Source organism: Paenibacillus sp. RC67, from assembly GCF_030020805.1.
Lineage (GTDB): Bacteria > Bacillota > Bacilli > Paenibacillales > NBRC-103111 > Paenibacillus_S.
In genome coordinates, this window is record NZ_CP125098.1 from 2,403,475 (window position 1) to 2,417,613 (window position 14,139).

14 protein-coding genes are annotated in these 14,139 nt (G+C 47.4%); 12 read left to right on the forward strand and 2 right to left on the reverse strand.

Annotation, left to right across the window (positions count from 1 at the left end):
* Nucleotides 1–11 precede the first annotated feature (11 nt).
* Nucleotides 12–1,274 (reverse strand): TolB family protein, encoded by a 1,263-nt coding sequence (locus QMA13_RS10825; RefSeq protein WP_282941378.1) that lies wholly within the window; start codon nt 1,272–1,274, stop codon nt 12–14.
* Between the two features lie 201 nt (nt 1,275–1,475).
* On the opposite strand from QMA13_RS10825, the gene QMA13_RS10830 reads away from it, so the two are divergent.
* From QMA13_RS10830 to QMA13_RS10850, 5 genes are all read left to right on the forward strand, one after another.
* Nucleotides 1,476–2,498 carry a ketoacyl-ACP synthase III gene (locus QMA13_RS10830; protein ID WP_282941379.1) on the forward strand — a complete coding sequence of 341 codons (1,023 nt, stop codon included), beginning with the start codon at nt 1,476–1,478 and terminating at the stop codon, nt 2,496–2,498.
* A 98-nt stretch (nt 2,499–2,596) separates the two neighbouring features.
* The gene (gene msrA, locus QMA13_RS10835; protein WP_282941380.1) at nt 2,597–3,583 is read left to right on the forward strand and encodes a peptide-methionine (S)-S-oxide reductase MsrA; all 987 of its coding nucleotides are present in this window, start codon (nt 2,597–2,599) and stop codon (nt 3,581–3,583) included.
* Nucleotides 3,584–3,824: 241 nt separating this feature from the next.
* On the forward strand, nt 3,825–4,406 hold the full coding sequence (locus QMA13_RS10840; protein ID WP_282941381.1) for an RNA polymerase sigma factor: 582 nt from the start codon (nt 3,825–3,827) through the stop codon (nt 4,404–4,406).
* Nucleotides 4,403–5,152, forward strand: coding sequence for a hypothetical protein (locus QMA13_RS10845; protein WP_282941382.1), 750 nt, complete (start codon nt 4,403–4,405; stop codon nt 5,150–5,152). The genes QMA13_RS10840 and QMA13_RS10845 overlap by 4 nt, the downstream gene beginning before the upstream one ends.
* A gap of 50 nt (nt 5,153–5,202) precedes the next feature.
* Nucleotides 5,203–6,144 (forward strand): DUF4367 domain-containing protein, encoded by a 942-nt coding sequence (locus tag QMA13_RS10850; protein WP_282941383.1) that lies wholly within the window; start codon nt 5,203–5,205, stop codon nt 6,142–6,144.
* 149 nt (nt 6,145–6,293) lie between these two features.
* On the opposite strand, the gene mgrA is transcribed toward QMA13_RS10850, so the two are convergent.
* Entirely contained in the window at nt 6,294–7,280 is a 987-nt protein-coding gene (mgrA, locus tag QMA13_RS10855) for an L-glyceraldehyde 3-phosphate reductase (protein WP_282941384.1), read from the reverse strand.
* Between the two features lie 328 nt (nt 7,281–7,608).
* Between mgrA and QMA13_RS10860 the strand changes: the two genes are divergently transcribed.
* The 7 genes from QMA13_RS10860 (at nt 7,609) to QMA13_RS10890 (ending at nt 14,092) form a co-directional block, all read left to right on the forward strand.
* Nucleotides 7,609–7,791 (forward strand): hypothetical protein, encoded by a 183-nt coding sequence (locus tag QMA13_RS10860; RefSeq protein ID WP_282941385.1) that lies wholly within the window; start codon nt 7,609–7,611, stop codon nt 7,789–7,791.
* Nucleotides 7,792–8,009: 218 nt separating this feature from the next.
* Entirely contained in the window at nt 8,010–8,504 is a 495-nt protein-coding gene (locus QMA13_RS10865; protein ID WP_282941386.1) for a hypothetical protein, read from the forward strand.
* Nucleotides 8,505–8,703: 199 nt separating this feature from the next.
* The gene (locus QMA13_RS10870; protein WP_282943370.1) at nt 8,704–9,114 is read left to right on the forward strand and encodes a VOC family protein; all 411 of its coding nucleotides are present in this window, start codon (nt 8,704–8,706) and stop codon (nt 9,112–9,114) included.
* 27 nt (nt 9,115–9,141) lie between these two features.
* Complete coding sequence (locus QMA13_RS10875) at nt 9,142–10,110, forward strand: aldo/keto reductase (RefSeq protein WP_282941387.1); 969 nt, start codon at nt 9,142–9,144, stop codon at nt 10,108–10,110.
* Between the two features lie 23 nt (nt 10,111–10,133).
* On the forward strand, nt 10,134–12,149 hold the full coding sequence (locus QMA13_RS10880) for a GTP-binding protein (protein WP_282941388.1): 2,016 nt from the start codon (nt 10,134–10,136) through the stop codon (nt 12,147–12,149).
* Nucleotides 12,150–12,202: 53 nt separating this feature from the next.
* The gene (locus QMA13_RS10885) at nt 12,203–13,081 is read left to right on the forward strand and encodes an aldo/keto reductase (protein ID WP_282941389.1); all 879 of its coding nucleotides are present in this window, start codon (nt 12,203–12,205) and stop codon (nt 13,079–13,081) included.
* A gap of 267 nt (nt 13,082–13,348) precedes the next feature.
* Entirely contained in the window at nt 13,349–14,092 is a 744-nt protein-coding gene (locus QMA13_RS10890; RefSeq protein WP_282941390.1) for an FHA domain-containing protein, read from the forward strand.
* Nucleotides 14,093–14,139 lie beyond the last annotated feature (47 nt).

Consider the following 14,139-nt stretch of genomic DNA (forward strand, 5'->3'; position numbering starts at 1 on the left):
AAGTCCAAATCCTACCCAGCCTCATACCAGCTGAGAACTTCCCCCCAGTCCCACTGCTCATAGTAATTGGAACCCGTGTCCAATGAGCTGATCCATGTACTTGCGCCAGATCCATCCGTTTGTCCAAGCATGACATAAGCCTTCGAGCGATCTGAGCGAATCCAACCCAGCTTGTTAGATGCCTTAAGATAAGCAGGGGCATAGTCGCCAAAGCCGGCCGGAGGCGTAGTAATGGGATGTTGGACCGGGCTCTGGAGTGTCAAGCGAACCAATACTGGTAGTGGACGTTCTGCAGTGTCGCTTGACCATTTGCTCTCCGTAGTGCGTGACACCGTAATCGTGTCGTCGTTAAGCCAAACAAAGTTTCCATCGGCATACCCTTCAGGGGTTAACGTCGGCGAACGCAGTGCAGGGAGCTCCTTAACTTTCAAATGTTTATTTTCTAGCGCCATTCTTCCGCCGCCTTGAATATAGGCTAAGCGAGTCTTTACAGGGGCCCATTGAAACCAGCTCGAATTGGCCAACATTTCATCCAATGGAATGAATTTTTTACCGTTGGATGACAGCAGGCACAGCATATCGCTATCTGCCGACCAGGATGCGGTGGGATGAACGACGAATGCAATCCATTTCCGGTCATAAGACCATTTGAAAATAGTCGTCCCGATCGATAGCACCATCACGTCCCCTTTGGTTAGCTCAGACGGGATCGTAAAGAAATGCTTGATCTTTTTGTCATCCATTTTGGCATCGACTGGTATTTTGTACAGCATAGGATGGGTCCAGCCATCTGGCAGACGAGCCGCAGTGGAAGAAGCGAGAAAGCCGGATCCATCTGGGAGCCAAGAGTAATTATTCACTCCTAATGCCACGTTCTCAAAGCTGTTTTCGGTCATATGACCGGTATCTGTAATATTCAACACCGACTCGTCTTGAAAGGCCAATATGTTGGTTGTTGGCGACCACTGCAGATTCGTTCCGCTGCTTCCATACGCTTGCACATGACGGTCCGTATCCGAGTTGTATACCCATACTTCATGGCTTTGTTGTCCAGTCGCCTTCATATAAGCAATCCAAAGCCCGTCATGAGACCATCTCGGATGCGATGCCCCTCCGTCTTTGGTCAACTGCTTCTCCAGCTCGCCTTCTTTCATCCACAAATTACCGCCACGTATAAAAGCCGCCTTTACTGGATTGTCGGGAGACGCTTCCGCTATCGGATAAAAACCGGAAATCCCTATCAAAACGACACAAATGAACACTATAGCTCGCAAATGTTCTCCTCCTTTACCATTTCATCTGCAGTTCTTCCTTAATTTGCTCTTTAGGCAGTCGCTTCATTCAGCCTGATCTACAAGCCATCAGTGTTTACGGCTGGTCATTTCTCTCGAATTGTCCATTGACACGACCGTTAGCGCAGGTTATATTAAAATTAGTACTAGGTACTAATACTTGATAATAAAAGGGTGAGGGCTATGGAAATCCAAAAGGCCAGAATAACCGCTATCGGCACCTACGTGCCAGAAAAACGATTAACGAATCACGATTTGGAACGCATGGTTGAGACTAGTGACGAATGGATTGTTCAGCGCACTGGAATCCGAGAGCGTAGAATCAGCGAACCCAAACAATATACAAGCGATTTGTGCGTAGCCGCCGTCAGCAATTTAATGCATAGATACGGGAAATCTGTGACAGATGTAGATTTTATTATTGTAGCGACGAGTACGCCGGATTTTCCTTTTCCCAGTACGGCATCTATTATTCAGGACCAGCTTGGCATATCTTCCGCAACAGGAGCTATTGATATAAGCGCGGCCTGCGCGGGGTTCGTATATGGACTACATATGGCGAACGGATTGATTGCAGCCGGTTTGCACCGCAAGGTTCTCGTCATTGGAGCAGAGACGTTAACGAAAATAACAGATTATACAGATAGAACGACATGCGTATTGTTCGGGGACGGCGCGGGTGCCGTACTCGTAGAGAAGGAGGAGGGAGAGCTGCCGTCGAGCTTCCTTTCCACCCATTTGTCTACCGAGGGCAGCGGGGGCACACACATCTATCAAACCAGAATCGCTAATCAATGGAATGGCGTAGAATTAATCGATAAGCAGCTATTAGTGCAGAATGGCAGGGAAGTATTCAAATGGGTTGTGAGGACGGTACCGGATGGAATGCAGCAAGTGCTTCAAAAAGCCCAGATGGAACTAGAACAGGTGGATTGGTTTATTCCTCACAGCGCGAATTTGCGGATAATCGAGCCCCTTTGTGAACGGAGCGGCGTTCCAATGGAGAAAGCATTATATAGCTTGGTGCATTTCGGCAATACTTCTGCCGCTACGATTCCTCTTGCTTTGGATTTAGGCTTACGCGAGGGAAAGGTGCATAACGGGGATAGTGCACTTATTTATGGATTTGGAGCTGGACTTGTCCAAGCGGGAATGGTTATCCGCATTCATATGGATTCCCAGTTGAACGCTCCCATGCCTTTGTGAAAAAGGTATAATTTCCAGAATCCATTTGGTTGCCTGCCGATTTCTTGGTATGATGGTAGGTAGGCGGATAATTATCCTAGATGGAGGAGTGATAAGAAGTGGATTCCAATACAAAACAAGAAAATCAGCAGGAGTTGGCCACATTTGCGGGAGGATGCTTCTGGTGCATGGTAACCCCGTTCGACCAGCTGCCCGGCATTATAAAGGTCGTATCAGGCTATACGGGAGGTCACAAGCCCAATCCCACCTACCAGGAGGTATGTTCCGAGACAACAGGACATGCGGAAGCGGTGCAGATTACGTTTGACCCTTCTGTATTTCCTTATGAAAAGCTGCTGGACACATTCTGGCAGCAAATAGATCCTACGGATGCTGGGGGACAGTTCCACGACCGTGGACCGTCCTATCGTACCGCCATTTTTTATCATACAGAAGAGCAGCGTCAGAAGGCGGAAGCTTCAAAGGCAGTGCTAGAGCAGAGCGGCCGATTCGCTCGTCCGATTGCGACAGAGATTGTCCCAGCAAGCGAGTTTTACGAGGCTGAGGAGTATCATCAGGACTACTATACGAAAAATCCGCTTCGCTATAAAATGTACAGAAAAGGCTCCGGGCGCGATGCCTTTATCGAGCAGCATTGGAATACGGCTAAAGATAAAGAACGTCTTAGAGATAAACTGTCAACTATGCAGTTCGAAGTGACACAAAACAACGGGACGGAGCCTCCATTCCAAAATGAGTTTTGGGATCATCACGAAGAGGGGATTTATGTAGATATCGTATCAGGAGAGCCGTTGTTCAGCTCCAAGGATAAATTCGATTCCGGCTGCGGCTGGCCGAGCTTTACTCAACCGGTGATTTCGGCAAATGTTAAAGAGAAGCAGGATTACAGCCATTTTATGATACGTACTGAGGTGCGGAGTCGTGAAGCGGATTCGCATCTGGGCCATGTATTTAACGACGGTCCTAAGGAGGCAGGAGGACTTCGTTACTGTATCAATTCTGCCGCACTCCGGTTTATTCCTAAGGATCAGCTTGAGCAGGAAGGCTATGGCTCGTATTTAGCATTGTTTGAAGGACAAAAGTAATCTTGAGGTAAGCACGCGGGCGCACTTAGGTGCGTCTTTTTTTATTGTAAAGCAATTGTCGAAATTTGTAATTCGAGATACAATAATTAGCATATGAGCATGAAATAATCGGTATAGATTTGTCCAAAATGTGAACGTGACGTTTTTAAATATGGAAAATCTTTGAAAAAGTACTGCAATTCTCCACAGATGCATTATATGATGGAGCAGAATTGTAAACCGTACTTATTTCGGAGGAATTATGTCTAAATCCATATTACTTTTATTGACCGGTGATATCAGGTCCATTGACCCGATGCTGCAGGAACAAGTATATAAAGAATTTTACCGGCTCATTTACCCGTTAATCATATATATTGTCAAGGATCATCCGACTACGGAAGATATTATTCACGAAACATTTCTACTCATTATTCGGAAAAGCCCTCATGATATCGAGGAAGTCCGGTTAAATGCCTGGATTCGTGCGGTAGCCCGAAACGCAACTATAAGTTATTTAAGAAAAAATAAAAAAAGGCGTGACGAACTTCTTTCTGATGACGTCTATATAGAACATGCTGCTTCTTTTCTGCATGAACCTGTATGTTCTACGGAATCCGAGGTAGAGGCCAAGCTTCTGGAAGAAGCTATTATCCACTATATTCATGAGTTGAAGCCGATTTATCGTCAGGTCATTCAAATGCGTTGGACCGAATGTTTATCCTACAAGGAAATGGCGGATCGGTTAGGCGTCACGGAGGAAAAGATCCGTCAAACGCTGCACCGCTCCAGAGAAGCTATCAAGAAAAAACTGCAGCGTGATTGGAAGGTGAACGAGCCTTGAACAGTTCTGAATTTGAGGATGAATTTGATCGCTTGTTTGAAGAAGCAGTCTCCAAAAGCGAGAAGAATGTTCCCGCACCCGACGCCGATCCTTCTTGGCAGCGTATGCTGTCTAAACTCCGCAGGGAGCGACTTAGAGCGAAATGGCTGCGTGCGGCCAAGTGGTCTGGGATTGCTGCGGCTTCATTAATACTGGGCACCTTTCTGTTTCAATCTTTACAGCCTACAGAAGCGTTTCGTCCGATGTTTGAGATGGTGTACAAGGTAAAGGGTGGATCGGTAAGTATGAACGTGGGGAGTACGGACAGAGGCTCCACGGAAGGAGCTAAGACGGCACCGCCCCCGCCGGATGACGAGCTTGCGCCTCAACCGTTGAAGGATAATCGGGACTTGCCAGAGGAGAACGCTTTTAGACGGGAAAAAGTTACGATGGACGAGGCTGTGGTAAAAACGCAGTTTGTGCTGCCGGTACCGGGCTATATTCCAGAAGGATATATTTTACAAGAAGTCACGATCCATTACTCGATAGGGGAATCGAAAGCGAGTGCCGCTAAGCTAACGTATTCTCACGAGGAGGATTCCGGACAGCTTTCTATATTGGTTCGAAAACGTTCGTTCAGCGAAAAAGCAGATCAGCCAGACGGTAAAAGAGAATTGACAGCGTCTCCATCTGGTATAAAAGAGCTTGAGGTGAATGTCGGGGACATAAACCTCATTGTGAAGGAGCACTGGAGGAAGGTGTGCTGAACCGAGTTACAGATAGCATGCTCACAAGCAAATAAGCCTTAGGAGGTTTTATGAATACAGGGTGGCTACTGTTATTTAAAGAAGATATCGTTGCCCTCGGGGCTTCCATACAATATGCATTGTTCGAGGAGTATGTCAAAATCGTCTTCGAACAGGGGCTGCTGCTAAGACTGGACGGAACTAGCGCTCGGCATGTCGTAAAGAGTGTCTTTCTTCAGGCATCCTCCAGACGATTTACAGAAAGGAACGAAGAGCAAATAGCGGAACGGTTAATAGAAATGACAGAAGGACTAGCGGCACGACAGCCATTTCGAGCGGCTCACATCGTTGGAGAGAACGCGATACTACCTTCACAGCTATTGGAAGCGTGGAGCGATGTTACTTCGGTTCTCCAAAGAAAACGGAGACGACGAAGTCGCGCTCGTCTGATGATTTCCGTTAGCTCATTGGCTATCATGCTGCTTGTCGGAGGAATTGCCTTCAGTACAGAAGCTCCTGCACAAAAGGCGGGTAAAGAGGTCGCAGCTTCAAGCGGCGAAGATTCCGACGAGACAGATGAATCGGCAACGGATGTCCGTGTTCACGAAGTCAAGGATTTGAAGGTGACGGCTGATCAAGCAAAAAGCTATGCGAATTTTAAGATGGGGCTTCCGCTGTTTTTGCCGGACGGATATCATTTTGAAGAAGCTAGAGTTTTTTTGGATGAACGGAAAACCAAATCTAACAATATCATTTTGGTATATACCAACGAGAAGGAGCACCTGCTTAGAGTCTCTTATTTTAAGTTAGCTCCCCGGAGCGTGTTGTCTACCGGCGTGAATATGCCGGAAAGCACGGAGGAAGTTTTTTTACGAGGCAGCAAAGGGCTTCTTACCAAAACGAAAAGCAATTTCGTCCAATTGGATTGGCTGGAAAGCGATACCTTTATCAGTATCAATGGCAGAGAGATTGACGGCAAGCAGTTGATAAGAATGGCGGAAAGCCTTAAGTAATGGTTGGTTGTGTAAGATGAATATAGAAAACCGTCCGGTGACCCGGACGGTTTTTTGACATATAATTTATAAGTTTCGGGGCTCCCCGCTAAGTACCTGAATCCACTTCTAAGCTAAAAGCTCCACTTTGTGGGGATATTTTGCACTGATTAGGCTAAGATGTGATCAATGGCAGCCAATTCCTCACTGCTAAATGACAAATTGGACAATGCGGCTACGTTTTCTACGATTTGGCTTGGACGGCTAGCGCCGATAAGAGCCGTAGTTACACGCTCTTCACGAAGCACCCATGCAAGTGACATTTGCGCAAGGCTTTGGCCGCGCTGTGCTGCTATTTCATTGAGCTGGCGAACTTTGGTGATTTTTTCCTCCGTTACGTCGGACTCTTTCAAGAAGGTTGAAGGTTTAGCAGCTCTGGAGCCCTCTGGAATGCCGCCTAAGTACTTGTTTGTCAACAGTCCTTGTGCCAGTGGGCAGAAGGCAATGCTGCCAACGCCGCGTTCCTTGAGCACATCCTGCAAGCCATTCTCGATCCAACGATTAAGCATCGAATAAACAGGCTGATGGATAAGCAGTGGGGTACCAAGCTCCGTTAAAATGCGGATAGCTTCTTCAGTCTTCTCAGGAGTGTACTGAGAAATGCCCACATAGAGCGCTTTGCCTGAACGAACGGCCTGATCAAGAGCAGCCATCGTTTCTTCCAATGGCGTGTTCGGATCAAACCGATGTGAATAGAAAATATCGACATAGTCGAGACCCATCCGTTTTAAGCTCTGATCAAGGCTGGACAGGAGATTTTTTCTCGATCCCCATTCTCCGTAAGGTCCAGGCCACATCCGATGACCTGCTTTGGTCGAAATAATGAGCTCATCGCGGTAAGGTGCCAAGTCTGCTTTCAGCAGCCTGCCGAACATTTCTTCCGCAGAGCCTGGAGGAGGACCGTAATTATTTGCAAGGTCAAAGTGCGTGATGCCGAGATCAAACGCAGTTCTAATCATAGCACGTCCGTTTTCAAAGGTGTCTACACCGCCGAAATTATGCCAGAGCCCAAGGGAAATTGCTGGGAGAAGAAGGCCTGACCGCCCGCAGCGGTTGTATTTCATTTCTTGATACCGATTTTCATTAGCTTGATACATAAGGGATTCCTCCTAAGAGTTTTTGCGCCAGCAAAAACTGGCTACGAAAGCATGTACTGAGTTTTTGCGCCAGCAAAAACTGGCTACGAAAGCATACACTGAGTTTTTGCGCCAATTATCTGCTAGTAGGTAATGTTGTAATGCCTGGTCTCAGTATAAGGAATACAGGCAGCGGAGAAAAGTACTGAAAAGATGTTGCCTAAGTAACATTTGGGTAAGTAAGGTCTATTTTCATGTATGCATTTTGGATTTTATTCGAAAAAAATGGTAAAGTAGGTTTTAGTAAAAGAAAGATTGAGAAACGGTTGGTAAAAGGAGATTCGCAGGAATGATATTATTGTTTATCTTGTTTATTTTAATCATGGGGTCCTTTTTTAGTGGTGCGCTGGTTTTGTTTTTTCAAAAGAAAACGAAGATGGGATTTGTCATGCTTATCCTCGGCATAATAGCAACCTTCTTTTTCTATTATTCCATCTATCAGGGCTGGATTACGGTTCCCTCCCAGAGCTAATTAAAAGAGATAAGAATATGAAAAGGTCGTCGGGACGTTCCGGCGATCTTTTTGCGTTGTTAGCAGGAAAGGACAAACGCACAATTATGTGTGGGCTGTTCATGTACCCAAGCTCTCAAGGCCAAAGTCGAATAGTGTATAGTACAGAAAAGTGGATGTTAGCAGGTTATCTTCCACTTCCCATACAAATGAGGATACTGCAAAGGAAAGGGATTCGTATGAAAAAGACCATTGTGTCCAGACCGACGAGGCCATCTGTGCATGCCTCCAGACCACAGACGAGAGCGTCGGCTCGTGCCACGACCAGAAACGTGAGCCCACGTAAGCAGCAGCCCGCGAGGCTAAAGCAAAAAAGAAACAGATATGCAAGAGATACGTTTCGCGACAGTGATATTATTTCATCGAGGTCCGCTGGCATCAACGGACTGATGGGGGGAGCGGACGAAGCGTCGGCTGCTCTGCCTGCAGCCCAGGAAGCAGCAGCTCCAGCGGGAGGAAACGAAAGAGGCATTGGCTCGTTATTAGGTGGCTTCGGAGGATTCGACGGTATCATCTCGATGATGACGAAGGCGCAGCAAATGTTCAAGTTGTTTCAGCAGATGGGTCCGATATTTAAATTGATCGGATCTTTCAGTGGAGCAAAAGCGACAACAGCTAGTGTAAGAACGAGCCGGGGAACGAAGGCTATGCGTTCGCGAAAAGGAAGGCGTTAAGCTGAAGCCAGTCTGGTCACAGACCAGGCTTTTTCTTTTTTTATAAAGGCTCCGTTACCTAAAAGTAACTTAATGAATTCTTCTTCACTCCTTATATTTCTTCGCATTATTTTATATGATGGTAAGGAGTGCTTAAGCTTTTGTACATACCTTCAAGCGCAGTGGATAGATAATAGATGACGGGAGGTAATGATCTATGTTGATCAAACGGATCGGACATTTGGCTCTTACTGTAGAGGATATGGTGAAATCGCTTCATTTTTATTGCGATGTTCTTGGTTTTACGAAAGCCTTTGAGCTGCATGACGCAGAGGATAAGCCATGGATTGTTTACTTGCGCATTTGTGAGGGACAATTTATCGAGTTGTTTTATGGTGGCATGAACAAGCCAGAGCCGGTGCAGCGTCCGATAGGCTTTAATCACCTTTGCTTAGAAGTAGACGACATACATGAGATTGCTAGCCATTTAAAGAGACACGGCATTACGCTTGATGTAGAGCCCAAACAGGGTAAAGACACGAACTATCAGTGCTGGGCGAAAGACCCGGACGGCAACCGGATTGAATTTATGCAGTTGATGCCTGGTTCTCCGCAATTGACCGTTCGTTAATTATTTAAAATCAGGAGGTTATATCAAATGGAATACCGTACTTTGGGTAAAACAGGAATTCAAGTGTCTAGTCTTTGTTTTGGAACGATGTCGTTTGGAGGTCCGGCTAATGAAGAGGAATCCAAGGCCATGTTTCACCGCTGCAGAGAGGCGGGCATTAATTTTTTCGATTCGGCTAACGTCTATAACCGGGGTTTATCAGAGGAAATATTAGGACGCTGCATTGCAGATTGTCGCGACGAGATCGTGTTGACATCCAAGGTGAATTTCTCGATGGGACAAGATGTCAATGCGAAAGGGTTATCACGCCGACACATAATGCTGGCGGTGGAACAGAGCTTAAAACGGCTCGGTACCGATCGGCTTGATTTGTATTTCGTTCATCATTTTGATCCGAAAACTCCAATGGAGGAAACACTGCGCGCTTTGGACGACCTCCAGCAGCAGGGCAAAATTGTGTATCCGGCGGTCAGCAATTGGGCAGCCTGGCAAATAGCGAAAGCTCAAGGCATATCAGCCAAAGAAGGCTTGGCACGATTCGAATGCATACAGCCCATGTACAATTTGGCAAAGCGTCAAGCAGAGGTCGAAATTTTGCCGTTGGCGGCTTCAGAGCAAATTGGCGTTATCTCCTACAGTCCGCTTGGAGGAGGCTTGTTGACAGGGAAATACGGGAAAGACCGCAAGCCTGAACAAGGGCGGCTGGTCGATCAAAAAAATTATACCGAGCGCTATCGGGAATCGATCTATTACGACATTGCCGACAAGTTTACAGACTACGCGCTTGAGCGTGACATCCATCCTGCAACATTAGCGGTTGCATGGGTTATGCACCATCCTGCGATTACCGCTCCTATTATTGGAGCACGTAATGTCGAACAGCTGGAACCGTCGCTTGCGGCGCTGGATATCCCCATGACGCCTGAATGGCGCGAGGAAATGTCCGCATTGTCAATAACACCGCCCCCGGCAACCGACCGAACCGAAGAAAGATGAGGTGAACGCTCGTAAGCGGCAGCATGAGCATACATAAAACAGCTCGTATTAGAAATGTCGGCATTGTTGCCCACGTCGATGCCGGCAAAACGACGACCACCGAACATATGCTGTTCGAAAGCGGTCGGATTCGCAGCCTGGGCCGGGTTGACGCAGGAACGGCAGCAACCGATTGGATGGACGTCGAACGGGAACGAGGCATTTCAGTGCGGGCGGCAACTACCGTATTTCAGTGGAATGATTGCACGATTAATTTGATAGATACACCCGGACACGTCGATTTTTCATCAGAGGTGGAACGTTCGCTTAGGGTGTTGGATGGAGCTGTTCTGATCGTCTCTGCTGTGGAGGGCGTTCAGGCCCATACAGAAACGCTCTGGAATGCCCTTCGGACATTGCGAATCCCAACCATTGTATTGATTAATAAAATGGATCGTGTCGGTGCAGACGCACAGCGTGTGTTGAATGAAATGAAGAAGTATTTATCGCCGGATGTAATCCCCATTCAGCAGTATGATGGATTAGAGGAAGCTTTTCTTGGTGTAAAGGGACTGTGGGATCTTGACGAAGAAGGCGAGAATCACAGAATAGCCGACTCGCAGGAGCTTTACGAAGGCGTGCTGGAGCGAATGGCCGAGCATGACGAGTCGCTGCTTGATGCCTATATTAGTGGGAATAAGGTTCCGGATTCAGTATTGGTCGAACGATTGATCGGACTGACCCGTCAAGCAGAGGTCTATCCCGTATTATTCGGCGCGGCGAGTAAAGGAGTAGGCATACAAGAACTGATGAATGCGATAGTAGAGTATTTGCCCGCCCCTGCGGGGAAATCGGAGGACCCCTTATCCGGTGTTGTGTTCCGGCTGGAACGAGATAAGGTAATGGGGAAAATCGCGATGGTGCGCCTCTATGGTGGGCGTATTCAGAATCGTGACGTCATCCGAAATACGACATTGGAGCTGGATGAGAAGATAACGCAAATCCGCAAAGTACATGCAGGTCATCACGATGATGTAGGAATGCTTGAAGCGGGAGACATTGCGGGGGTGTGCGGGTTAAGCCGTGTGCGTATCGGGGACATCCTAGGCAGTGAGGATTCCGTTCCTCCTGCTCATAGGCTTACGCTGCCTTTATTGACGGTACAGGTAAGCCCTGTTCAAACGGCGGATTATCCGCAGCTGGTTGCTGCTCTGCAGGAGCTTTCCGACGAAGACCCACTGCTGGATTTGCAATGGCATCAGGAAGAACGCGAGCTGCATATGAAGATCATGGGTCCGATTCAGCTTGAAGTGCTGACCCATGTGCTGCAAACTCGCTTCGGTCTTCAGGCATTGTTCGGGCAGCCGACTATTATTTACAAGGAAACGCCCACGTGTGCCGGATTCGGTTTCGTTGCCTATACGATGCCTAAGCCTTGTTGGGCGATACTCAAGTTTCACATTGAGCCTGGTCCCAGAGGAAGCGGTCTTGTTTATCATTCGATCGTCAAACCGGAAAAGCTGCTGCCGGGTTACCAGAACGAAGTCGCGCGCAGAGTACCCGAGGCGCTTCAGCAGGGGCTACGCGGATGGGAGGTCACAGATTTAAAAGTGACTCTTGTCGAGGGGGAGCACCATGTCTGGCATACGCATCCGCTCGATTTTGTATTGGCAACCCCGATGGGGATCATGGACGGATTATCCAATACGGATACGACTCTGCTGGAGCCCTATTTGCATTTTCGAATTACCGCTCCAGAGGAAGCTAACGGAAAAATTATGCACGAGCTCATTCTGATGCGCGCGGTATTCGACTATCCGGTTATTGCTGGCGAACGGTTTACGGTGGAAGGAACGATTCCTGCAGCTACCTCGCTTGATTTTCCTGTCAAGCTAAGTACTTTAACGGGCGGAAGAGGGACATTTACGACCCGCTTCGACGGCTACAGAGAATGCCCTTCAGGATCAGAAATGACGAGACAGCGAAGAGGGATAAATCCGCTCGATACATCGAAATATATTCTCAGCATGCGCAATGCATTAGGATCACAACGGTCTTAGGGAGCAGAGGAATCAATGTGTTTATTTGCAATTACAAAAGGAGGCTTTCAGTCATGTTAACACGTCAAGTAGGTCGACTAGGCCATCAAAGTTCTGTTGTCATGTTCGGAGCTGCAAGCTTAGGCAGCGTGACACAAAAGGAAGCAGACGAATCAATTTCGTTCGCATTACAGCGCGGGGTTAATCATTTTGATACCGCTGCAAGCTATGGCGAAGCTGAGCTTCGAATGGGACCGTGGATGCCACGAGTTCGCAGCGATATTTTTTTGGCAACCAAGACAGGAGAACGAACGAAGGAACAGGCGAAGGCACAGATCTATCGTTCTTTGGAGCGGCTTCAGACCGACTATATTGATCTATTGCAGCTTCATGCGGTAGGGACGGTGGAGGAGCTGGATAAATGTACGGCTAAAGGCGGAGCATTGGAAGCCGTTCTCGAAGCGAAGGCAGAAGGCATTGTAAAAGCCATTGGAATCACAGGCCATGGACATATGGCTCCTGTGACTCATTTGGAAGCGATACGGAGATTCCCTTTCGATACGGTCTTGCTGCCGTTAAATTATTACTTGTACTCCCTACCAGACTACCGTACGGCATTCGACGCGTTGGTAGAGGAAGCAGGTCAGCAGGATACAGCGGTTAGAGTTATTAAAGCAATTGCCAAGGGACCATGGGGGGAGCAGCAGGAACGTACATACGCAACCTGGTACGAGCCGTTCGACCGTCAGGAAGTTATCGACGCCTGCGTCCATTTTGTATTGTCATTCCAAGGCGTTGCAGGGTTTGCGAGCGCAGGGGACATTCATTTGTTCCCCAAAATTGTGGATGCAGTAGAACGTTACGGTTCTATGAGTAACGAGGAGGCGACACGCATATTGAGTGCCATCAGTGGCTACAGCTCGCCGTTCGGAGCGTCAACTTCCATTGCCTAACGTGGTTTCGTACACACGGAGTCTTTCGTGGAGTTTCTGACGCACGACTGATTTCTATTGAACATGCCTCCAGTTTCCGCTTCCTGCGGGAATATGGGGGCTGTATTTTTATACAAACACATTCAGCATCAGTGAAGCGTAAGGGATTTGTCAGTGAACGAGCATTACCATATGAATCTAAAATAGGGTAGAATAAGATCATATGCATTTATGCAATCCATAATAATTTAATGTGAAGATATTGTAAAATCATGGGAATATTATAAAATGAATTTAGTAACTTCAACACTACTAGTTGAACAGCATACATCGGAGGGAATCCAGCTGGACACTTACGCATGTCTTTATATAATCCGGGGGGAACCTCATCGAGCAGGGACCTGCATTAATTTAAGCACAGATGAATGGATTGTCGGACGAACGTCCAATGACGAGGTTCCGGACCTTGCATTTTCTACTGCATTCATTTCACGCAAACATTTGATGATTCGAAAAGAAGGGGAAAAAGCGATTTTATATGATATGGGCAGCAGGCATGGTACGGAGCTGAACGGTACACGTATCGAACCGCATACCCCACACCCGCTGCAAGCCTTCGATATTATTAAGCTCGCCAAAGGGATGGTAGTCATCCATTTCTCGTATTTATTCGCCGATCAGACGTTAGAATTCGAGCCTATCAGCTATACGCAGCAGTTCAACTTTCAGGAGCTTGGTTTTTCGATTAACTGGGAGAAGCGGGAATGCACGGTAGAAGGCCAGCGTATCGTGATGTCGGAGAAGGAATATGGGCTTATCAAGCTGCTTTATGATCGGGCCAATCAGCTTGTGCCGTTCGACGAGATTAAGAAAACGGTCTGGCCGGAAAGAACCTCCGGTGCTGACGGTGTTCCAGATGTCAGTATGGATGAACTGAATGCTTTAATCTATCGAATCCGTAAGAAGTACGGAAAAGATACATTTACGATCAGCGCTGTCCGCGGAAGCGGGTATGTTTTGGAGAAAGACTGATCCATCTCGTAGAGTAAGTGAACTGGGAATCCAAAAGTAATGTATGA